We start from the raw sequence: 22597 nt of genomic DNA, 5'->3' as shown, positions 1-22597 counted from the left end.
TTAGTTCTTCTGGCTTTGCACTGCTTGCGAAGTGAGCTCTAGTTTACGAATATCAAATTGCTGGGCCTGCAAACGAGAAAGTAATTCTTCATAAGTCTTTTTGTCCATTTGCGGCGTTCTGGAAAGAATCCACAGATACTCGCGCTTAGGATCGCTCACAGCAGCGACTTGATACTGAGGGTCTAAATCAATGACCCAATAGTCGCCCCAAACCATGGGCAAAAATCCTAACCATGCTGGTGCAAAGCGCACTTCAAGCTTTGGAGAATCCTTGGCGCCAATTTGCCGAGCCAAGCCTTCAGCCTGAGATATCTCTCCATCCGCCTGCTTACAACTGTTGAGTACTTTGAGATTGCCATCAGGTCTAAGCGAATAGGCTGCCTGTGTATTGCTGACACATTTTTTTTGAAACCAATTCGGGAACTTGGCAATCTCATACCAGGTTCCTAAGTAGCGAGGAACATCCAACGATGCAATCGTTTTAACTGGAGCGTCAGCAGTTTGGCTATGGCCAGGTAAGCTGATTAATAGAAGAAAGCCGCCAAGGAATGCAACAACTACCGCCGAGTAAAATTTGCTCATTTGTTTAATAGTATTTTTTCAAATCCATACCAGCATACATGCTGGCGACTTGATCGGCATATCCATTAAACATTTGCGTTTTGATCTTCGGAGCAAACATACCTTTTGGATCGCCAATACGACGCTCTGTCGCTTGACTCCAACGCGGATGATCAACCTGTGGGTTTACATTGGAGTAAAAGCCATACTCTCGCGCATCGAATTGATTCCAGCTGGTTTTAGGCATCTCTTCTGTAAACCGAATTTTGACAATCGATTTTGCGCTCTTAAATCCATATTTCCAGGGCACCACGATGCGCACTGGAGCACCATTTTGCTTGGGGAGAACCTCGCCATATAGGCCAAAAGTGAGAAGCGTCAAGGGATTCATAGCCTCATCCATACGCAAACCTTCGCGATAAGGCCAATTAATGATGTTGCTGCTGATTCCTGGCATTTGTTTACGATCTGCCAGTGAAATAAATTCTACATACTTGGCCGAGCCCAATGGCTCTACTTTATCAATCAACTTGGAAAGCGAATATCCGTCCCAAGGAATGATCATTGACCAACCCTCGACACAGCGCATCCGATAAATACGCTCCTCCATGGACGCCAACTTTAGTAAAGCATCAATATCAAGTATCACTGGTTTTTTTACTAAACCTTCGATAGAGATAGTCCAAGGCCTCGTTTGCAAACTTCCAGCATTAGCTGCTGGATCCGATTTATCAGTGCCAAACTCATAGAAGTTGTTATAGCTCGTCACATATTTATATGGCGTTGCTTCATCTTTAGTGCTGTAGGTCGAATTGAGCGTTGCGCTCAACTTTTCTGGAGTAGCTGCTAACGCCTCTCTCGAAAACCAAGGCGCTAAGGCTGCTCCAAAGCTACCAGCAGCGGCAGCCTTAATTAATGTACGGCGATTTTCAAAAACCGCTTTTGGTGTGATGTCACTGGGAACAATTGTTTTATCGATAAACACCATGGAAGGCTCCATCTAAGTAATAGAGCTATTTTGCTACTGTTTTGATTTACGTGCGTTCTATTGATTAATGCTGCGCTTCACGCATTTTATTCAACAATGCTAGGCTATGTTTATCCATTCCCCCGACCATGCCAGCTAGAACAGGATAGTCTTTAACCAGAGTTTCTCCGCCGTAAAACCGGAGTAACCATTCTGGGTAACTCCGCTCGTCGATCTCCCGAATTTCTAATAACTCAATACGGTGATGACGCTTATCTTCCTGAATACGTTTCCAGACTTTCATGATGTTGGCGCGCTCACCCTCAATGACCTGACCAAACTACTGGTTGTCATAAAACAGAATGCCAGTAATGCCATGCTGCTGATTAAAAGCGCGAGCTGACTCCAACAAGCGCATCAAACCCAGAAAAGACATATCCGAGACTGCTTCGCTCAGATAGGTTAATTCAACGAGGTCTTTTGGTTTTGGCATGATTGCTTTTAAGGGGTCTCTAACGACAAAAAAGCAAACCCGAGAGTTTGCTTTTTCATCTTAAACCCAATTGATTCAATTAGGTCTTATCGCTTATACCTACTAGACTCTTGCTGCCTTCAGCGCGGCATTGAAGGTAGCGCTTGGGCGCATCACAGCCTTGCATTTTTCAGGATCAGCAACATAGTAACCACCGATATCAGCTGGCTTACCCTGAACCGCTTTGAGCTCATCGGTAATTTTCTTCTCATTTTCAATCAAAGTTTTAGCCAAAGGTGCAAAGTAAGCTTGCAACTCCTTATCTTCAGTTTGCGCTGCCAAAGCCTCAGCCCAGTACATCGCTAGGTAAAACTGGCTTCCGCGGTTATCTAGCTCGCCAGTACGTGGTGAAGGTGACTTATTGTTATCTAACAACTTGCCAGTCGCTTCGTCCAAGGTACGCGCCAAGATCTTCACTTTTGGATTTCCGGTCTTATCACCGATGTCTTCAAGAGAAACTGCTAAGGCCAAGAACTCGCCCAGCGAATCCCAGCGCAAATGATTTTCTTCAACAAGTTGTTGAACGTGCTTAGGAGCAGAACCGCCAGCACCAGTCTCAAAAAGACCTCCACCAGCCATCAAAGGTACGATGGAAAGCATCTTAGCGCTGGTTCCCAATTCCATGATTGGGAACAAATCGGTGAGGTAGTCACGCAAGATGTTGCCGGTTACAGAGATCGTGTCTTTGCCGCGAATCACACGCTCTAGTGTGTAACGCATTGCACGGGTCTGAGACATGATCTGGATATCAACGCCTTCGAGGTCGTAGTCCTTGAGGTAAGTTTTAACCTTCTTAATTAACTCCGCCTCATGTGGACGGTACTCATCTAACCAGAATACTGCTGGAGTATTGGAGAGACGCGCACGATTGACTGCCAATTTGACCCAGTCACGAATCGGCGCATCTTTACATTGGCACATACGCCAGATGTCACCCTCTTCCACATTCTGCTCAAGCAATACAGTGCCATCATCAGCGACGATACGTGCTATACCAGCCTCTGGAATCTCAAAAGTCTTATCGTGTGAACCATACTCTTCTGCCTGTTGAGCCATCAAGCCCACGTTAGGCACTGTACCCATAGTAGTTGGGTCAAAGTTGCCATGCGTCTTACAGAAATTGATCATTTCTTGATAGATACGAGCAAAGGTACTTTCTGGAATCACAGCCTTGGTGTCATGCAAACGACCATCTGCACCCCACATCTTGCCACCAACACGAATCATGGCAGGCATAGAAGCATCCACGATCACGTCACTTGGAGAATGCAAGTTGGTAATGCCTTTAGCGGAGTCGACCATCGCCAAAGCGGGACGATGCTCGTGGCAAGCGTGCAAATCTTGAATGATTTCTTCACGCTTAGACTCTGGCAAGGTTTTGATCTTGTCGTAGAGGCTGCTCATACCGTTGTTGGCATTCACACCCAGCTCTTCAAACAACTTAGCATGTTTTTCAAAAGCGTCTTTGTAGAAGATCTTCACAGCGTGACCGAACACGATCGGATGTGAAACCTTCATCATGGTTGCCTTAACGTGCAAGGACAGCATCATGCCTGTCTTATAAGCATCTTCGATTTCTTTTTCGTAGAACTCGCACAATGCTTTTTTGCTCATGTACATGCTGTCGATAATCTCGCCAGCCAATAAGGAGACCTTTGGTTTCAAAACAATGGTTTTGCCACTCTTGGTCACTAAGTCCATCTTTACATCACAGGCCTTAGTCATGGTCATTGACTTCTCGCTAGAGTAGAAGTCGCCGCCATGCATATGGGAGACGTGTGTACGCGATGCCTGACTCCACTCACCCATTGAGTGAGGATTCTTACGGGCATAACGTTTAACAGCGGGAGGAGCTCGACGGTCAGAGTTACCTTCACGCAATACTGGGTTTACTGAACTGCCCAAGCATTTGGAATAACGAGCGCGGGTGGCTTTTTCTTCATCCGTTTTAGGATCGTCTGGGAAATTCGGGATCTTGTAGCCTTTATTTTGCAGTTCTTTAATCGCCGCAAGTAATTGAGGAACTGATGCACTGATATTTGGCAGCTTGATGATATTGGTATCTGGGAGCAAAGTCATTTTGCCGAGCTCAGCCAAGTTATCAGGCACTTTTTGTTCAGCAGTTAAGCAATCAGAAAATTCAGCCAAGATACGAGCAGCAACAGAAATGTCGCTTTTTACAATTTCTACTCCAGCAGGCGCTGTAAAAGTACGGATGATCGGCAAAAATGCGCAGGTCGCCAAAAGTGGCGCTTCATCTGTCAGCGTGTAAATAATCTTTGATTTCTCTGAAGCCATTAACTTTTCCTCGATATTGATAAATTTACAGAGTCAGGTTTTTACCCTGCCACTCTCATATTCCGCATTTTGGAAGCCGCTTTTAGCTGGCTTTTGCCAATGAGGCGAGTCTTCAATTTTAAATCATTGGGGTTGGTAAAAATGGGGGTTTTGCACCTGAAACCGACATATAAACCCCAATTTAAGGGAATCCACCGAGTCAGCTAAAGCGCTAAATTCCCCGTAAACTGCAAGCCATGACCAGTAAGCACCCATTACTCAATAAAAACCTTGTCTTGCTGATTTTGTGCCAGGGACTATTCCTGACCAATAACGTCACCTTCATCGCCATTAATGGTCTAGTAGGTTTCAGCTTAGCGCCAGTCAACTGGATGGCCACCCTTCCTGTCATGGGCTATGTAGTTGGGGCGGCCTTCTCCACCTCAATTGTTGCCAAATCCCAAAATCGCTTTGGTCGCAAGATTTCATTCCAGCTAGGGCTGTTGGTAGCTGTGCTGTCTGCCCTTTTGTGCGCCTATGCCGCACTCAGTAAAAACTTCTGGCTATTAGTTGCCGGCACCTTTATTGCGGGCTACTACAGCGCCAACGGACAACTCTACCGGTTTGCAGCAGCAGAACTGACTGAAGCGAGTCAGCGCGATAAGGCGGTGTCCTGGGTTTTGGCTGGTGGAATTCTGGGGGCAGTGATTGGGCCCAATTTAGCTTCATGGACGCGAGATTTCTTCAGCACCGCCTTCTTGGGTGCTTATCTCACGCTGTCGATTGCCGCTCTGATTGGCATCATCGTTATGCAGTTCATTCACTTTCCTGAAGAATTCAAAACCCAGCATGCACTTTCAGATGGACGTTCGCTCAAGATCATCCTCCAGCAGCCCGTATTTATGGTTGCGGTAATTGGCGCATCTCTGGGTTACGGCGTTATGAATCTCCTTATGGCAGCCACACCCCTTGCTATGCAAATTTGCGGTTTACCGTTTTCAGATACGGCGCTGGTATTGGAGTGGCATGTGATCGGCATGTTTGCTCCTGGATTTTTCACAGGCGCCCTCATTCAACGTTTTGGCGCCCTCAAAATTATGGGGGTAGGAGTGTGCCTTAATTTTCTCTGTATTCTGATTGCATTAACGGGAGTAGATCTCCAGCAATTCTTGATCGCCCTCTTCCTACTTGGTGTTGGATGGAATTTCTTATTTACTGGCTCCACCTCTTTAGCAATGACTGCCTATAAACCTAATGAGCGGGATAAAGCGCAAGCAGCCATCAATTTTTTTGTATTTGGCACAATGGCCTTCACCTCTTTTGGCTCAGGTGCCCTCGTCACTTCTCAGGGCTGGAGCATCTTAAACATGGGCTCGCTCATCCCGGTAGTCATTACAGCCTTGGCGTTGCTTTGGCTTGCCGCTCAAAATAAAAAGCAAGCTGTCGCCTAAGAAGCTTTAGTCAGCGGTAAATTAAATAATAGGTTTTGAGGTTTGAGCTTTAATTGCTGCTGATCGTTCATGGCAATCGCTAAGTAGACTGGTTTGCCTTGTTGAGCTTTAGTGACTGCAGCCTCATCAATAAAATCTAGCCGAAATAAGCAAATAACTTTCTCAAGCTCATCAGTATCGAGGGTTTCCTTGTGATAGAGCTTATTGAGTATCTCCGTCGCTGCGGCATCTAAACCAACATGCCAAGACCACTTCGGATCACTAATTTGCTGCATTGGCGTAATACGTACTGCGACACCTAAAAAGTGCTTGATCCACTTTTCAAGTACACGACAAAAATGATTAATGGGCTCGTGACCAAAGTTGAGCTGAACAGCAAAATCAAAGTCTTCATTGCGCGCCCAATATTCACCAGCATTGTCTTCATATAAAACATCAAGATCTGCAGATCGGGTCAGCATGGATTTGCCTTTCAAAAGATCCATGATGTTTCCAGATTCGCCCGCCTGGGCATTGCGTGCAATCACTTCCTCATCTGCACCCATCACAATACTGTCTTCAAGCACACTGATTTTTTGAGCTCGAAAGAATAGTTCACCCATACGCACTTCCAGCGGATGTGCATTCTCTCCTAGGATATGGCGCACAAAAATCTGCGCTAACTGCATGACGAATAAAGGGGGCACATCAACGCCATCGCCTTTAAATAAGCTCATATAAAAATTTTCTAATGAGCTTGCAGCGACCAATCGATCTCGATAGCGCAACCAGACGCGATAGTTTTCTTGAATATCTTCATCTGCCATCGCCTTGATATCTGAGTCAGCGATCTCAGTAAGGGGATTCTCAAGCAAGCGCTGATGAAGCATCTGTTCGGCTGCGCAAGATTCTGGCACCAGATTCAGTTCTGGTCTATGCAAATAGGTACGCAAAAAGTCATTCGTTACTAGCAACTGTCCGTCAGGGCTGGGTAGCAGTGTTTGATATGGGGAATTGGACCAGTAATTCATCATGTCACGAAGCTTTCGATATGCCTAAAGTAATAATCTAGAGCTCAGAATATACTAGCCAGTCAATTTGCACCCAATAGGAAAACATCATGACTGAACTCAAAAAAATCGATACTGTTGTTGGCGATGGCAAAGAAGCTGCTGCTGGCAATCACGTTGACGTCCATTACACCGGCTGGCTATACGATGAGAGCGCCCCTGATCATAAGGGCCAGAAATTTGATAGCTCACTCGATCGCGGACAGCTCTTTAGCTTCCCACTGGGTGCTGGACATGTCATTAAAGGCTGGGACCAAGGCGTTGCTGGCATGAAGATTGGTGGGAAGCGCACCTTAATCATCCCATCGGAGATGGGCTATGGCGCCCGAGGCGCAGGCGGTGTTATCCCTCCTAATGCAACACTCGTTTTTGACGTGGAATTACACGGCATCAACTAAGAAGAGTCTAGCACTCAAATAAAAAGCCACCCAAGGGTGGCTTTTCAATACCTAGATCTGGAATTAAGAACGCAGATCTTTGCCATTAAGTGTTAATCGATTGGTAGATCGAGTCTGGCAAAGACCAATTAAACGATTACGCTCCGCCATTACTTTGTCTGCATAACCACCATCATCTTCAGCATTGGCAGCGCCGACATAGAACTTCAAGCCATTGCGCAACGAACCTGCTGTGGCAATGAGGTACTTCAAGATATAAGCACCAACCCGAATGTTAACTTCTGGCTTGATTGCTTCTTGTGTGCCGCCGTATATAGCATATTTCTCACGGTGAACTGAAGTCATCACCTGCATGAGACCTTCTGCGCCAGCATGACTCTTTGTGTTCGGATTGAAGTTGGATTCAACTGAGATCACTGCCAATAACAACACTGGATCGATATTGACTTCTTTGGCGATCAAAATCGTACTAGAAACGTACTCCTCAATCTTGGCGCGATCGAGGCTGTATTTCTTTTCATAGAAGTCAGCAACAGCACGTTGATTCTGAATTGACCCCATCAAATTACTATCCAATGCTTGGGGATCGATCTTGGAGGTTGGAATGCGATCTGCCAAATGGGAGATTGACTTCACCTGAACCTGAGCAACTGAAGGCATTAATAAGGCTACAGTTTGTTTTTTAGCACTAGCCAAACCAGCGCTGGCAGAAGTGGACTTGTGATAAATCACACTAGCGATATCCGAATTGGAAGCAGATAAGCTAGAGCCCTCGTTGGCACTCTTATATTGATCAAGCATACTAAAGCCATTGCTCCAAACAATATGGCGAGCCTCATCCGGCACTAGGATGCGGGCTAAATCAAAAGCACCGGCATTGGTTCCATTACCTGATAGCCATAGACCTACCACCATGAATACAGTGACAACGAGTAAGCCATTGATGACTCGATACACCGGAGCCATGGCGTGGGCTAGCAGTTGTTTAGCAGCCAACATCGCTGGTTGTGCATCCTGCATCTCACTCAAATTGTTCAATAAACATTTACTCATTCAATTTTTTGCGACACCCCAAAACCGTGATACCGGTTTATGTTGCATCGCAATATATAAAAAACATGGGTCATCCTAAAAAGGTTCTTATATCAAGTCAAGAATAAAGAAATATATTTCGATAACTTTTAGATCTTGAAATACGGGAGTTCCCGAATAAGCCTCAAATATTTCATATAAAATTTATATAAATCAGTAACTTATGGATGTTAAGAGGCACTAATTTCATTTTGTAAAAAATTTTCTAAATTTCGACTTTTTTACTATTTGGAATGAATAATTGTCGCCAAAAACCATACATCTAGTATTTCAGTCGCCCCAATTTTCTACCGGTAGTGCTGACCCATAAATGCTGCAAGGCATTATTTTTTAATGCTTTTAGCTCTGATATTTGAGGACAAATCAGTATTGCCACTGACTTCTTACTAACTTAAGAGCTAAGCGCAAAGTCAACTGAAGCAGGAAATCATTAATAAAACTCACCCACCCCCTACACTTACAGCAGATGAAATTTAGCCGCACAATAATCACGCCCCTACTCTTGCTGGCTTTACTATTAAGCCCAATCTCAGCCTTTGCCCTCTTCGAGGATTGTAAGGGTCTTTTCCCAAAGCAACAGGTGCCAGTAACCCCACAAGCAGGTCGCGACCTTTGCTTTGATAGCTTTGCGGTGTATTACTCACCGCAAGATAAAAAGCCAATCTACACAGTAGAAAAACTCAATCGCGAACAATTGCTTGGACCACATCCTCGTAGAACAAATCAGTTTTACGAAGAAGCAAGACTGCCTTTTGCGGAGCGGGCCCTGCTTTCTGACTACCGTGGGAGCGGATACGATCGTGGCCATAACGCTCCAGCTGGGGATATGGGTAATGAAAGAGCAATGGCGCAGTCTTTCTCCCTAGCAAATATGATGCCGCAGGCCAGGCAGAATAATCAGGGAATTTGGGCAAAAAACGTTGAAGAGCCTACTCGGCTGTATACCAAAAGAGCTTCGGGAGATGTTTACGTCTTTACTGGCTCTATTGGAAATCAAGGTAGCATTGGCAGAAGTCGTGTCACGATTCCCAGTCATCTATTTAAATTGGTTTATGACCCCAACAAGAATCATGCATGGGCTTATTGGGTAGAAAACAGCAATGAGGCGCAAATGTCTCCACCAATTTCTTATTCGGAATTGCTCGCTAAAACAGGAATCGATTTTCAATTACCCATTCAGACTGAGCACTCTCTGCTTAAACCCACTATTGCCACTAAAGCCATACCAAATCAGGGATTGATGGGTGGCTGGTACCCCCTATTTTTTGATGAATACTCAGCCGACAAGCTCAACGCTCTGATTGCACGCATTCAAGAAGGTAAGGTATCCAGTGTTCAGATTCAATATGATCGCAATAGTGAACTTGCCAAAAGAATTGCGAAGCAGATTGAATCACAAACCCCGCTATTTGTAAGTCCAACTCAAAGTAGTCCGCCAGAATCACCTGGGGTCACTTATGAGCGCAACCGCGTAACCGTAATCGTTCGCTCAAAGTAGTTTTGATTTGGCTTGTAAGCCATGGGCTCTTTGAATAGGGGCCAATAGTCCACGCAAGCCATTGTGATCTAGCGTGTGCATCAACTCCAACAACTCGCCCAACTCACCTTTGGGAAATCCCTCGCGCGCAAACCACGCCAAATAATTTCCCGGCAGATCCGCTAAAGCTCGCCCAGCATGTTTACCAAAGGGCATCTTCATAAGAACGAGTTTTTCGAGTGCTTGCGAATCCATTGAAGAGAAATCTTACAAGGGAATTCAAATCACCCTACAAATTGAATCATTTACTGAAATATGGTCTTTTTCCTATTTGAGAATCATTCTCATTTGATGATATATTGAGAACCATTCTCATTTAACTTTCTCAACCCTCTCTCAGAAAACCATGAAATTGACCATTCAAAAACTGATTGCCTTTAGCCTTGTCCTTGCCGCAACATTGCACCTCTCACTAGCCCATGCGGGCGAAGGAGCCTTTGGCTGGATCTATACCTTAGACCTACAACCCAAAGGAAAGTGGGAGTTTGAGCAACGCGTTCAGCTAAACCAAACCCAAGCAGCCGGTACATACGATGCTTGGACTGCCAGAACGGAAATCGAGTACGGCCTCACCAATGACTTACAAGTAGCCGGCTATATCAATTCTTACTATACGAATGCCAATCAAAACTACACCAACCCAGAAGCCTGCGGAGACGCGCCAACTTGCACGGGAGGCTACGGCGTTCCCTCATCACATGATCCCTCCACCGCCTACAGAAAGAGTGGTATTGAAGGTGGTTCCTTAGAAGCGATTTACCGCATTACCAACCCAGTGACTTCACCTGTAGGTGTTGGTCTTTACCTAGAGCCGACTTGGGGTCGAAATAAAGATGAGCTTGAAGCCCGTTTATTGCTGCAATCGAACTTTATTGACGATCGCCTCATACTTGCAGGTAACGTAGTAGTTGCAAATGAGCGTCTCAAATTTATTGAGAACGGTAACGTCCCTGAATCCATGCTAGATATTTTGGTTGGGGCAAGCTATCGATTTGCGCCTAAATGGTCAGCTGGCGTTGAAGCACGCTTTCACAACGACTACTCAGAACTCAATTTACGCAATCAAGTACAACGCGCAACCTTTGTTGGCCCAAATTTGCACTATGCCGCTAAAGATTGGTGGGTGACGGGTGCTTGGCGCTATCAGCTTGCAGGTGGAACCTGCATGGGTGGCGGGGAAGCTGAATGCTCAAACGCCCGTGTATGGGATAGCCACTCAGTCAATGAATACATTCTCAAAGTTGGCTTTCCATTGAATTAAAGAGATAAGAAAAGAAGATGATCGACTGGAAACCAAATCCATATGCTGTAGCAGGACTCGCAATGCTCGCAGCGCCCATCTTTGCTCAAGCAAAAATTTATATCTCGAGTGAACAAGCGCAGCAAATTCTTTTTCCTAACAAAGCAATGAGTAAATCACCCATCATCATTAGCGATGATTTACAAGAAAGGATGCGGGCAGCATCTAGCATCCGCCATCCTTTCCAGGGTGATCGCATTTGGAGATCGGCGGATGGTGGTTGGCTCGTCATTGATGAGGTCGTAGGTAAGCACGAAATGATTACCTACGCCGTTGCCTTGAACGCTAAAGGTAGTATTTTGGGAATTGAGATTCTGGAGTATGTCGAATCTTATGGCTATGAAGTGGGTGAGCCGCAGTGGCGCAAACAGTTTGTTGGAAAGACGGTGAATGATCCTATCAAACTGAATCAAGATATTCAAAATATTGGTGGCGCAACACTTTCCTGTAAGCATCTCACCGATGGCGTAAAGCGGGTCACTGTTCTATATGACTTGGCACTCAAGAACACCCCCATCAAATCAAAATGAGCGCTGCATGATCACCCGCTGTAAGCCCTTGCTTGGAACCTTTGTTGAGATCTCTGTTGATCAGGAAGCTCAACAGACTGCCATAGGTTACGCCTTTAAAGCGATTGAACAAATTCAAGGCTTAATGGGTTTTCATAATCCGTCTAGCGAACTCAATTACATCAATCGCTATGCGCATCACAAAGCAGTAGATATTCATCCCTGGACAGCGCAGGTACTTCGCACTGCAAAACAGGTGAACCGTTACTCTAGGGGTCTCTTTAACTGTGGCATTGGTCATCGCCTGGTTGCTGCCGGGCTACTACCGCGTCATATTGACTTCACCAATCACAATCTTGGCGGTATCGAGGATATTTGCTTTCTTACGCCTGAACTGATTACCTCTTCGCGCCCACTCTGTTTGGATCTTGGAGGAATTGCGAAAGGATTTGCAGTAGATATGGCAGTGAAGATTCTGATCTCAGAAGGCGTGAGTTCTGGCGTTGTCAATGCAGGAGGCGACTTAAGGGTCTTTGGTGATCAGGTCTACCCTATTCATATTCGTAACCCAAATAACTATTCGGAGTTAATTGAAATTGGCAGCCTTCAAAATGCGGCCCTAGCAACTAGTAGCCTTTATTTTTCAAAAAGAGATGAACAAGAAAGTCATCTCATTAATCCTTTTGGTCAAGATGAGTCAGATATCTATATTCAATCCTCGGATTCTTATTCCATCATAGCGAAGGAGTGTGTGTATGCTGATGCGCTTACTAAGGTACTGGCTTTATCTAAACAAGCAAACCACCCTTGCTTTGCAAAATTTTCAGCGCAAGCGATTCGGATTGCCGCATGAGTCGCTTAGGAAAAATGCCCAACTGGCAAAAATGGTTTGTGATGTTTAGTGTTTTAAGTTGCTCTCTAAGCGGAAGCATTTACCTAGTAGGCCATGAATTTCAGGTTAAGCGATCCCTCTTGGGATCTCACGATATTTTGGCCATACATGGAGTTGCAGCAATGCTAGCCATACTTGCCCTAGGGTCTGTACTGCCCTTTCACCTCAAAGCCGGCCTAAAGTCCAAACGGAAAAGGCTTAGCGGCATAGGACAGTTGAGTTTTTTGGGCGCTCTGATTATTACCGGAGCGTTACTGTATTACGGCCCCGAAACGATAAGAGAAAGCGTAATCACTATTCACTGGATGGTTGGCCTACTCTTTTTTGCTATCTTTTTACTACATGTATTCAATGTCCGTGATCAGCAGGCATAACTGCAGGCGTAGTCATTTGATGAGGAGAGCTTTGATAGCCTAGCAAGCTTGGATCTAGCATGCCACTAATCATTGCAATATGGCCGAATACCAAAAATAGAGCAACACAAATCGCATGAATTTTTAATTTACCTTCTGGATTGAGCTGCTTATTCACCAAGCCAAACTCTTGCAAGGCAATCCAAATCAGAGGTAGCCCGCCAATTAAATAAGAAGCGACTGCCACGACATCAATCAATGTTCTCCACTCACCAGATTTGGTAATCGGAATTACCGCAGTCGTCATGAGGTAGACGATGATGCCGATGAAGTAAAGCCCAACTGCCGTTCCAGAGAAGCGATTTAAGTTCCAGATCGGCCCCTGAAATTTTCGAGTAAATAGTATGTAAAGCTCAGTGATGGCTAATGTTTCAGCCAGCACTATTGGAATAGCCATAAAGATCATGAGATTCCAGGGCTGGTTATCGGCCAATAACTGCATGTAATGGGTCATATTCATATAAAGCTCCAAATAGATCTAAAAATGACTATATCTTGAGCATACTCTCTCAAGATAAAATGACTCGAAATGGATAGCTCAATACTCCTCAGCCCCGCTTTAGGCATTTGCGTCGGAATTCTGATGGGTTTGACTGGCGCAGGCGGCGGAATTTTGTCTGTTCCGCTTCTGGTTTTTGCTCTTCACATGAAAATGGTGGATGCTAGCCCCATTTCTCTATCGGCAATTGCTCTTGCTGCCAGTGTTGGTGCATTAATAGGACTCAAAAATAAACTTTTGCGATACAAGGCTGCCTTCTTCATGGCAATCTTTGGAGTGATTTTTGCTCCTGCTGGTTTTTGGTTGGCAAATCAGATTCCCAATGGTCCTCTTCTACTCATTTTTAGCGCAGCTCTCTTTTACTCTGCATTCAATCAATATAGACAGGCTCGAAAAACATCTTTCGGAATTGTTGATTCACCAAGAAAACCACCCCCTTGTTTAATAGATCCCTCAATTGGAAAGCTATATTGGAATGTGCCCTGTGCCAGAGCGCTTGCCCTTACTGGCGGATTGGCTGGCTTCTTATCAGGACTTCTAGGGGTTGGTGGTGGCTTCATTATCATTCCTGCATTAAAACGCTATACCAATTTAACTGCGCAGTCGATCATTGTGACCTCCTTAGGTGTGCAGGCCCTGATCTCCGGAGGAAGCGTAATCTTTTCTGCGGCAACAGGTGGATTTAATTTCTTAGTAGCCGCACCATTTTCTCTTGGTGCATTGGCAGGGCTACTCGTAGGCCTAGCAATTAGCAAAAAGCTAAGTGGGCCTCGCTTACAACAAGTATTTGCAATCATGGTGCTTGGTGTAGCAGTCAGCCTCACCATTAAAGGTCTCAATGGTCTATGAAAAGCCCGCTACTCTCACTTCTTTATATTCTTATATTAAGCCTTATGGGAGTTCTGCTGATGTCAGTTACTAAACCAAGCACTTTTTTATCCACCTCAATCAGTGCCGTATCTGGCACCGTGAGCAATCTGAATAAGTCACTCTTGGAATACGTTAACCCCGAGAAGCCAACACACGATCATTCTTCGGTGTATTACAAACGCTTCTTTGTTTCTCAATTTAACTTAGGAGATAAAACAATTGAGGCCAAATTTTCTACGCCTATGATTATTGCTGATGGCGATAGCGTTATTGTTTCTGGTTATCCAAAAGACAATGTTTTTCAGGTGCTGGCATACACTAATCAAACCCAACAAGTAAGCAAGCATGAGAATTGGATTGTGCTGATTCTCGGCGCAATCTTCTTTTTTGCAGTTGCGATAGGCTTGCTCATTAGCCAACTCGTCATCGAGGGTGCTTTGATTCCGAAGCTGTTCTTATTTGGATTTACCTTAGTAGGTATTTATATGGGCTATCGCGCCCTACTCATTCGAGAAGCGATCAAACTGATTTCAGAATCCTAGTAGGGATGCATTGCTAGAAAAGAAAAAGCCCTTAAAAAGGGCTTTTTTCATTCACCAACGGTAATTGCTTAGTGACCGCCAGCACCGCCCAAGTATGCCGCCTTAACAGCTGGATCATCTTTGAGTTTTGTAGCTGGGCCATGAGTAGCGATCTTGCCATTCTCTAGAACATAGCCATAGTCAGCAACGTTCAAGGCTGCAGCAGCGAACTGCTCCACCAACAACATGGTCACGCCTTGTGATTTGAGATTAGAAATAATCTTAAATACTTCCTCAACCAAAATTGGTGCAAGACCCATTGATGGCTCATCCAAAAGAATGATTTCGGGGTTGAGCATTACGGCACGAGCCATTGCTAACATCTGTTGCTCACCACCGGACAAGGTACCTGCCAACTGATTGCGACGCTCTTTTAAGCGCGGGAACATTTCGAGAGACTTTTCTAAGTCATTCTTAATATCACCCTTAGGACGACTTCCGGTAAAACGTGGAAATGCGCCAAGCAATAGATTGTCAGTGACCGACATGGTTGTGAACACGCGGCGTCCTTCAGGGCTGTGTGCCAAACCCAAGCGTGCGATCTTATGAGAGTCGTAACCATCAATTTTTTCGCCACCCAAGATCACTTCACCAGCGGTTGGCTTGATCATGCCGGTGATAGCACGCATAGTAGTCGTTTTGCCAGCGCCGTTAGAGCCAATCAACGTAATTACTTGTCCCTTAGGAACATCAATATTGATGCCGTGGAGGACTTTGACTTTGCCGTAGCCTGCTTCAAGATTCTTAATAGATAACATGGTATTTACCGATTCAATATTGTTCTAGTGATTAAGTACCCAAGTAGGCATGAATCACCTTCTCGTCTGCCTGAACTTCAGCTGGCTTGCCTTCTGCAATCTTCTGACCGAAGTCCAAGACAGAAACGGTATCGCAAACTGACATCACCACGTCCATATGGTGCTCAATCAGGATGAATGTAATGCCGTTATCGCGAATCTTACGAATAATGCGCAAGAGTTCTTTGATATCTGGAGCAGTCAAACCTGCAGCTGGCTCATCCAAGAGGAGCAACTCTGGATCAAGCGCCAAGGCACGAGCAATTTCCAACAGACGTTGCTTACCATATGGCAAGTTACGCGCCTCTTCGTTAGCTAAATCATCTAAGCCTACGAACTTGAGCAACGCCATTGCACGAGCATATGCATCAGCTTCTTCTTTCTTGTAGCGTGGCAAATGCAGAGCAATCTCCAACATATTGGATTTGAAGGTGTGGTGCAGGCCAACCAAAATGTTTTGGATCGCCGTCATTTCACCGAAGAGCTGTACGTTTTGGAAGGTACGCGCAATGCCAGATAGAGCAATGTCAGAAGAAGTCTTCCCAACAACACTTTCGCCTGCATAGAGAACGTTACCAGCGGTCGGCGTGTAAATGCCTGTCAACACGTTCATCATGGTGCTTTTACCAGAACCATTAGGACCGATCAGACCATGAATAGTGCCGCGCTTAATGCTGAGATCTACATTGTTCAATGCTTTCAAACCACCGAATTGCATCAAGATGGAATCCACTTTGAGGAGCTCTGAACCAGCATTTTGATTTCCAACAGCACTAATGAAGCTAATTGAATCATCGACCACTTCAGCATCACCACCGCGTGTGGTTTTTACTTTACCAAAAATTGACTGATAGAAACTCTTCGCAAAACCAACGATACCGTTTTGCAGGTAGTACACCACCAACAAAATCATAAAACCGAAAATACTTAAGCGCCAGTCAGAGATGCTATTGAGCCAGAATGAGAATGCTGCCAAGCCCACTACACCGGCAATCGGAATAGCTACACGTCTTGGAGTAGTGACTTTCTTGGATAGCGCCATACCAGCACCTACCACTACGACGATCGCAATGATTGAGGCAACGATACGGAAGAGATGAATGTCGTCCAACAATTTTGGCAGCAACACAATAATGGCTGCACCAATCACTGCGCCTAAACGTGACTTACGTCCGCCCATAATGATGCCGAGCAAGAATAAAACTGCGAGCTCATTGTTATAGGTATTTGGGGAGATATATTGCTCTGAGTATGCGTACAAGCAGCCAGCCAAACCAGCAAAAGCTGCGCTGATCACAAATGCGATCACCTTAAAGCGATATACCGACACACCCATACAGTCACAAGCAATCGGGCTATCACGCAAGGCTTCGAATGCACGGCCAATCTGTGACTTCACGAAACGATCAACGACGATCAAAGACAGGATCAAGATGGCAGACACCATCCAGAAGTACTCCGCCTTGGTCATTGGCACGCCCATCAGTTCTGGCTTTGGAATCTTGATACCCAATGGACCTTCAGTCATCCAAGTCATCTCATTAATGAGAATCTGAGCAATCGTTCCGAAGGCTAATGTCACCATCGCCAAATACGGTCCGATGACCTTGAGCGCAGGCAAGGCCAATATGCCGCCGAAGATCGAGGTCACGACAATTGATGCAGGAATAGTTCCCCAGATGGTCCAGCCAAAATGGAAGTACAAGACACCAGCAGTGTATGAACCAATCCCGAAAAGGGCTGCGTGACCCAAAGAGACCTGACCTACATAACCCACCACGATATCCAAACCATATAACAAGATGGTGTAGATCAGAATCGTTTCAACTAAGTGAATGTAATACGGATTATGAATAAACAACGGCAGGGCAAAGAGCGCCGCAATCGCAATTAATATCGGTAATAGAGACTTCAATTTCATCATTAAACTTTCTTAATTGCAGATTTGCCGAAGAGACCAGATGGTTTGTATGCCAACACGAGCAATAACAAGATCAAACCTGGAACATCTTTGTAACCAGTAGAAATATAAAAACCGGTAGCTGTTTCGACAATACCCAAAATCAAACCACCCACAATAATTCCGAGACCACTAGAGAGGCCACCAATAATCGCAACAGCGAAAGCCTTCAAACCTAGAGCGCCGCCCATGGTTGCACCAGTCAGTGTCAATGGTGCAATCAATACACCAGCAAATGCCGCTGTTAATGAAGACAATGCGTAAGAGAAAGTAATGACAACGCTGGTATTGATACCCATCAAGCCAGCAGCATCACGATCGTTTGCTGTAGCTACCACCGCTTTACCGTAAATAGTTTTGCGGTTAAAGAACTCAACTAACAACATCATGACCAATGCACCTACAACCACCAAGATTTCCATCGGGAGAATATTCGCACCTAAGAAACTCATTGGCTCCATTGGCAATGGTGATGGAAATGGCAATGCATCACGACCCCAAATATTTTCAGCAGCGTTCTTGAAAATAATGCCGAGTGCGATGGTGGACATAATCCAACCGAACTCTGATTTAATTTTGATTGCAGGACGCACACCAATCAACTCAACAAAGCTACCCTGCAACATGCCGAATAAACACACCACGGGAATCATGACCCAGTAGTTCATTCCAAAGGTATCCACGCATGTCAAACCGACTAGAGCACCCAACATGAGGGCCTCACCCTGTCCGAAGTTCAGTGTGCCCGAGGTAGCAAAAGTGAGTTGGAAACCGAAAGCGATTACCGCATAGATCATCCCCACCGCGATACCGCTTGAGAGGATTTGTGCAAGCATGTCCATTTTGTTGGCCTAAATATACTTAAAACTGTTTTATTAACGAATCCGACATTGTAAGCAAAACGCCGCTTTTTGGGCGGCGCTTTGCTTTATCAATTGTTGCAGTGCAAAATAATTTATTGCCTGCAGATTGAGAATGAATTACTTCTTCTTAGGGGTTGCGTCCTCAGCGTTCAAGAACTCAACACGGCCGTTCTCAACTACACCCATCACCACATCTTTAGCTTTGATAGCTTCGTGATCAGTTGCTGAGAATGGCTTGTTGTAAGTAATCACAACACCATCAACTGGAGCCTTAAGGTCTTGCAATGCCGCCAAGATCTTTGGTCCTTCAGTGCTGTTAGCTTGCTTGATCGCTGCAGCCAAGAGGTATACAGAATCGTAACCTTGAGCAGCAGAAACTGGTGAAGCAATATTGTTATTTTTTGGCTTGAACTCTTTTACGTAAGCATCTTGGAAGGCCTTACGCTTAGAAGTTGTAGAGGGAGACTGAATGTAAGTTTGTGGCATTGTTGCGCCGTCACCATTCTTACCAGCAGTATCAATAAAGCTAGCCATGGACAATGTCCAGCTACCAATGATTGGCTTCTTCCAGCCCAACTTAGCCATGCCGTTGGCAATTTGTGCCAACTCAGGTCCGATTGCATAAGTCAATACAACATCAGCGCCAGCATTTTTTGCTTTGAGCAATTGTGAAGTCATATCAACGTCACCAATGTTGAACTTTTCAGTTGCCACTGGGGTTACGCCATAGGTCTTCAATGCCTTCTCTAAGTCCTCACGACCCAATTGGCCGTAGTTTGTAGAGTCGGCCAAAATTGCTACTTTCTTCAAGCCACGCTTTTCAACTGCTTCTTTAGCAACCATTGGCGCTTGAATGTTGTCAGCCGCAGCATTACGGAAAACATAGTTTTCTGGTGCATTAGGAAATTGCTTGGTAATGATGGAACCGGTTGCAACGTTATTCAATACTGGAATCTTGGCATCTTGATAGAAACGTTGTGAAGCCAATGCAACACCAGTGTTGATATAGCCGAGGGTTGCAACGACTTTTTCATTGTTGATCAACTCTTGTGCAATTTGCACGCCACGCTCATTTTTTGCTTCATCGTCACGCTCGATCAATACAATCTTATTACCGTTGATACCACCAGCAGCATTGATTTCTTTTGTAGCAAGGCGAACACCGTCACGCATACTGACACCCATTGAGGATGAACCGCCAGTAAACGGACCTGCAACACCTACTTTGATATCGGCAGCGTTAGCGCCTGTTGCGAGCAATGCAGCAGCAGCTACTGCAAAAATGTGATGACGAATCTTCATAAAGTCTCCATGACTAAAAGTGCTATTGAATAAATATTTTTATAGGTACTACGGATAACGAATAGCTATCTTACTGTTAATGCAGGGGCAAAAAAAGGGGCATCTATTAGGGTTTTACATTAGCTCTAGGGGACCAGAAATTTCTCAAGAAAAACGGTGTTTGAGCTGCTTAGCAATGCTTGGCCAAAATAAATTGACTACCAAGCCAGTAATCACTAACCCTGCAGCCAAAATCTTCCATAGAGGCAGTGGTTCGCCAAGGAAATAAGCAGCGGCTGCCATGCCAAAAATAGGCACCAACAAGGGTGCGGGAGCCACTACCGCTGCAGGATGCTTAGAAAGTAACCATGCCCAGGCACCATACCCAAAGATGGTATTTCCCCAAGACTGCCAAAGCACCCCAAACCAAGCCCCTATTGGTGCAGAGGTTAAGGAAGCCTCCATCGATCCCCAGCCGCCCTCAAAAACCCAGGAGATTACAAATAGTGGGGGGATGGCAAAAACGCTGGCCCAAACCACATAAGAGAGCATATTAATCGCACCAGCACGGCGACTGGTCGTATTGGCTATTCCCCAAGAAAAGCCCGCAAACACCACTAAGGCCAAACCTAGAAAAGTCGTTGTCGTATCTGTGTGCACTGCAATAATTCCAAGACCAGTCATGGCAATAATTACTGCAATCGCTTGATAAAGCTTGAGTCTTTCCTTAGCAAAGAGCATGGCAAAGCCGATCGTGAAAAACACCTGGGTCTGAATTACTAGAGAAGCCAAGCCAGGAGAAATATTCCCATTAATTGCGTAATACAACACTCCGAACTGCCCCACCCCAACGGCCAGACCATAAACACAGAGATTGATCCATGAAACTTTGGGTCTTGATAAAAACAATGCAGCAGGCAAAAAAGCGAACAAGTAACGTAAACCAGCAAACAAAAATGGTGGAAAGCTATCTAAAGAGATTTTGATCACAACAAAATTAGTACCCCACACTGCCACAATTGCCAGTGCTAGTAGCAAATGGCTGATTGGTAGCTGGTAACTCAGCGGCTTACTCAGTTGCTTATTTGCTGAGCCACTTTCTTGATTGAGTGAACTATTCACGCGTGAGCAATTCCGCTACGCGCTCTGCGATCATCATGGTGGGGGCTGCAGTATTACCCGAGGTAATCGTAGGCATGGCAGATGCATCGACTACGCGCAAGTGATGAATGCCTCTCACGCGCAATTGAGAATCAAGAACCGCCATCGGATCATCATCGCGTCCCATCTTGCAAGTCCCTACAGGATGAAAAATGGTTGTGCCAATATCTCCCGCTGCCTTAGCCAACTCTTCATCAGTTTGATATTGCATGCCGGGTTTATATTCTTCAGGCATGTATGGAGCAAGCGCGGACTGCTTCACAATATTGCGCGTTAAGCGTAAGGACTCTGCCGCTACTTTGCGATCTTCATCGGTAGATAAATAATTTGGGTTAATTGCAGGAGGTGCCTCAGGATGAGTTGAAGTGATATGTACGTTGCCACGCGATGTTGGACGCAAGTTACAAACGCTTGCAGTAAATGCGTTGAATGAATGTAAATCTTCACCAAATTTTTCTAGCGACAGAGGCTGTACGTGATACTCCACGTTAGCACTCTGTTGATCGGGAGAGCTATAAGCAAATGCACCTAGCTGTGAAGGTGCCATCGACATCGGGCCAGAGCGTTTTAATAGATACTCCAAGCCAATCATCATCTTGCCAAACAAAGAATTAGCTTTGGTATTGAGTGTCTTAATGCCGTTCACTTTATAGATCATGCGCAATTGCAAATGATCTTGCAGGTTCTCACCAACGCCTGGTAAATCAGCGATCACTGGAATGCCCAACTTGTTTAAATGTGCTGCAGCACCAATACCAGAACGCTCCAGAATTTGCACACTACCAATTGCGCCAGCACTCAGAATTACCTCGCCCGTTGAATCGATTACCGCCTCAGTACTTATTCCATTCTGGCGGTATACAACGCCAGAACAATTTTTTGTGACTGGATCGATTTTGAGTTTTGTCACCATTGCTTCTGTGAGCACGGTCAAATTACTTCGCTTAACAGCATCTTTTAAGAATGCTTTTGAAGTATTTAATCTCCAGCCCTTGCGCTGACTCACATCAAAGTAACCTACGCCAAAATTGTCACCACGATTAAAGTCATCAGATGATGGAATGCCCGCCTCTACTGCGGCATCCCTAAATTTATCCATGATGGGCCAACGCAAGCGTTGCTTCGATACGGTCCACTCGCCACCTTTGCCATGCCATTGGTTGGCATCACCGTGATAGTCCTCAAAAGACTTGTAACGCTTGAGTGCATTTTCCCAAGACCAGGCTTCATCTCCAGTGGCTTGTACCCAAGATTCATAGTCGCCCGCTTGACCACGCATATAGATCATGCCGTTAATAGAGGAGCATCCGCCAAGCACACGACCACGGGGATATAACAGTGAACGGCCATTAAGGCCTTTTTCCGCAACAGTCTTAAAACGCCAATCCGCCCTTGGGTTATCAATGCAATAAAGATACCCCACCGGAATGTGAATCCAAATGTAGTTATCGCTCTTGCCTGCCTCAATCAGCAAAACCTTCTTTTGAGGATTTTCAGTCAAACGCTTAGCCAACATACAGCCGGCGCTACCGGCACCAATGATGATGTAATCGTAGGTATTTGCTTGATTCATGGTCTATGCATCAGATAAAAAGAGCTGCCTTGGA

22 protein-coding genes and 1 pseudogene are annotated in these 22597 nt (G+C 45.3%); 9 read left to right on the top strand and 14 right to left on the bottom strand.

Translation table 11 applies throughout. The features are described 5' to 3' along the window. The 4 genes and pseudogenes from A8O14_RS01865 to A8O14_RS01850 form a co-directional block, all read right to left on the bottom strand. Positions 1–582 (bottom strand): lipocalin family protein, encoded by a 582-nt coding sequence (locus tag A8O14_RS01865; RefSeq protein ID WP_068947953.1) that lies wholly within the window; start codon positions 580–582, stop codon positions 1–3. A 4-nt stretch (positions 583–586) separates the two neighbouring features. Then, positions 587–1549 (bottom strand): protein-methionine-sulfoxide reductase catalytic subunit MsrP, encoded by a 963-nt coding sequence (gene msrP / locus A8O14_RS01860; RefSeq protein ID WP_068947952.1) that lies wholly within the window; start codon positions 1547–1549, stop codon positions 587–589. Between the two features lie 64 nt (positions 1550–1613). Then, positions 1614–2021: pseudogene (locus A8O14_RS01855) on the bottom strand (BLUF domain-containing protein). Positions 2022–2123: 102 nt separating this feature from the next. After that, positions 2124–4358, bottom strand: a complete 2235-nt coding sequence (locus tag A8O14_RS01850; protein ID WP_068947951.1) for an NADP-dependent isocitrate dehydrogenase — start codon at positions 4356–4358, stop codon at positions 2124–2126. Between the two features lie 236 nt (positions 4359–4594). On the opposite strand from A8O14_RS01850, the gene A8O14_RS01845 reads away from it, so the two are divergent. Beyond that, positions 4595–5788, top strand: a complete 1194-nt coding sequence (locus A8O14_RS01845; RefSeq protein ID WP_068947950.1) for an MFS transporter — start codon at positions 4595–4597, stop codon at positions 5786–5788. Here the strand turns inward: A8O14_RS01845 and A8O14_RS01840 are convergent. Then, positions 5785–6801 carry a DUF6352 family protein gene (locus A8O14_RS01840; RefSeq protein WP_068947949.1) on the bottom strand — a complete coding sequence of 339 codons (1017 nt, stop codon included), beginning with the start codon at positions 6799–6801 and terminating at the stop codon, positions 5785–5787. The genes A8O14_RS01845 and A8O14_RS01840 overlap by 4 nt on opposite strands. Positions 6802–6887: 86 nt before the next feature. Between A8O14_RS01840 and A8O14_RS01835 the strand changes: the two genes are divergently transcribed. Further along, positions 6888–7235 carry an FKBP-type peptidyl-prolyl cis-trans isomerase gene (locus tag A8O14_RS01835; RefSeq protein ID WP_068947948.1) on the top strand — a complete coding sequence of 116 codons (348 nt, stop codon included), beginning with the start codon at positions 6888–6890 and terminating at the stop codon, positions 7233–7235. A gap of 63 nt (positions 7236–7298) precedes the next feature. Here the strand turns inward: A8O14_RS01835 and A8O14_RS01830 are convergent, their stop codons facing one another. Next, complete coding sequence (locus A8O14_RS01830) at positions 7299–8288, bottom strand: transglycosylase SLT domain-containing protein (protein ID WP_068947947.1); 990 nt, start codon at positions 8286–8288, stop codon at positions 7299–7301. Positions 8289–8907: 619 nt separating this feature from the next. On the opposite strand from A8O14_RS01830, the gene A8O14_RS01825 reads away from it, so the two are divergent. Beyond that, the gene (locus A8O14_RS01825) at positions 8908–9825 is read left to right on the top strand and encodes a DNA/RNA non-specific endonuclease (protein WP_228385092.1); all 918 of its coding nucleotides are present in this window, start codon (positions 8908–8910) and stop codon (positions 9823–9825) included. Here A8O14_RS01825 and A8O14_RS01820 read toward each other — a convergent pair. Beyond that, the gene (locus A8O14_RS01820; protein WP_068947945.1) at positions 9817–10059 is read right to left on the bottom strand and encodes a DUF3820 family protein; all 243 of its coding nucleotides are present in this window, start codon (positions 10057–10059) and stop codon (positions 9817–9819) included. The genes A8O14_RS01825 and A8O14_RS01820 overlap by 9 nt on opposite strands. A gap of 151 nt (positions 10060–10210) precedes the next feature. Here A8O14_RS01820 and A8O14_RS01815 point away from each other — a divergent pair, with 151 nt between their 5' ends. Genes A8O14_RS01815 through A8O14_RS01800 form a run of 4 tightly spaced genes read left to right on the top strand, consistent with a single transcriptional unit; the run spans position 10211 to position 12939 of the window. Then, a complete protein-coding gene (locus A8O14_RS01815) occupies positions 10211–11125 on the top strand; it encodes a DUF6662 family protein (protein ID WP_082913072.1) in 915 nt (304 codons plus the stop codon). Positions 11126–11142: 17 nt separating this feature from the next. After that, entirely contained in the window at positions 11143–11694 is a 552-nt protein-coding gene (locus tag A8O14_RS01810; protein WP_068947944.1) for an FMN-binding protein, read from the top strand. Positions 11695–11701: 7 nt separating this feature from the next. Then, positions 11702–12526 carry an FAD:protein FMN transferase gene (locus A8O14_RS01805; protein WP_216861596.1) on the top strand — a complete coding sequence of 275 codons (825 nt, stop codon included), beginning with the start codon at positions 11702–11704 and terminating at the stop codon, positions 12524–12526. Next, entirely contained in the window at positions 12523–12939 is a 417-nt protein-coding gene (locus A8O14_RS01800) for a hypothetical protein (protein ID WP_068947943.1), read from the top strand. Before A8O14_RS01805 ends, A8O14_RS01800 begins: the two co-directional genes overlap by 4 nt. Here the strand turns inward: A8O14_RS01800 and A8O14_RS01795 are convergent. Then, positions 12914–13438 carry a DUF6803 family protein gene (locus A8O14_RS01795; protein ID WP_068947942.1) on the bottom strand — a complete coding sequence of 175 codons (525 nt, stop codon included), beginning with the start codon at positions 13436–13438 and terminating at the stop codon, positions 12914–12916. The genes A8O14_RS01800 and A8O14_RS01795 overlap by 26 nt on opposite strands. Positions 13439–13507: 69 nt before the next feature. Here A8O14_RS01795 and A8O14_RS01790 point away from each other — a divergent pair, with 69 nt between their 5' ends. Both A8O14_RS01790 and A8O14_RS01785 read left to right on the top strand, forming a co-directional pair. Then, positions 13508–14326 (top strand): sulfite exporter TauE/SafE family protein, encoded by an 819-nt coding sequence (locus A8O14_RS01790; RefSeq protein ID WP_068947941.1) that lies wholly within the window; start codon positions 13508–13510, stop codon positions 14324–14326. Positions 14327–14385: 59 nt separating this feature from the next. Next, positions 14386–14889 carry a hypothetical protein gene (locus A8O14_RS01785; protein ID WP_068947940.1) on the top strand — a complete coding sequence of 168 codons (504 nt, stop codon included), beginning with the start codon at positions 14386–14388 and terminating at the stop codon, positions 14887–14889. 68 nt (positions 14890–14957) lie between these two features. Here A8O14_RS01785 and A8O14_RS01780 read toward each other — a convergent pair whose 3' ends face one another. The 6 genes from A8O14_RS01780 to A8O14_RS01755 form a co-directional block, all read right to left on the bottom strand. Continuing rightward, positions 14958–15686 carry an ABC transporter ATP-binding protein gene (locus A8O14_RS01780; protein WP_068947939.1) on the bottom strand — a complete coding sequence of 243 codons (729 nt, stop codon included), beginning with the start codon at positions 15684–15686 and terminating at the stop codon, positions 14958–14960. Between the two features lie 31 nt (positions 15687–15717). Then, the gene (locus A8O14_RS01775) at positions 15718–17646 is read right to left on the bottom strand and encodes a branched-chain amino acid ABC transporter ATP-binding protein/permease (protein ID WP_068949667.1); all 1929 of its coding nucleotides are present in this window, start codon (positions 17644–17646) and stop codon (positions 15718–15720) included. Positions 17647–17648: 2 nt separating this feature from the next. Next, positions 17649–18527: a branched-chain amino acid ABC transporter permease gene (locus tag A8O14_RS01770; RefSeq protein ID WP_068947938.1), complete on the bottom strand. Its 879-nt coding sequence runs from the start codon at positions 18525–18527 to the stop codon at positions 17649–17651. A 138-nt stretch (positions 18528–18665) separates the two neighbouring features. After that, positions 18666–19850: an ABC transporter substrate-binding protein gene (locus tag A8O14_RS01765; protein ID WP_068947937.1), complete on the bottom strand. Its 1185-nt coding sequence runs from the start codon at positions 19848–19850 to the stop codon at positions 18666–18668. A gap of 144 nt (positions 19851–19994) precedes the next feature. Next, positions 19995–20894, bottom strand: coding sequence for an EamA family transporter (locus A8O14_RS01760; protein ID WP_099092323.1), 900 nt, complete (start codon positions 20892–20894; stop codon positions 19995–19997). A 49-nt stretch (positions 20895–20943) separates the two neighbouring features. Next, a complete protein-coding gene (locus A8O14_RS01755; RefSeq protein WP_068947936.1) occupies positions 20944–22563 on the bottom strand; it encodes a GMC family oxidoreductase in 1620 nt (539 codons plus the stop codon). Positions 22564–22597 lie beyond the last annotated feature (34 nt).

The organism is Polynucleobacter wuianus, assembly GCF_001659725.1.
In the GTDB taxonomy this organism is placed as follows: domain Bacteria; phylum Pseudomonadota; class Gammaproteobacteria; order Burkholderiales; family Burkholderiaceae; genus Polynucleobacter; species Polynucleobacter wuianus.
The sequence above is the reverse complement of the archived record's forward strand: the minus strand, read 5'-3'. Positions and strand labels throughout refer to the sequence as shown.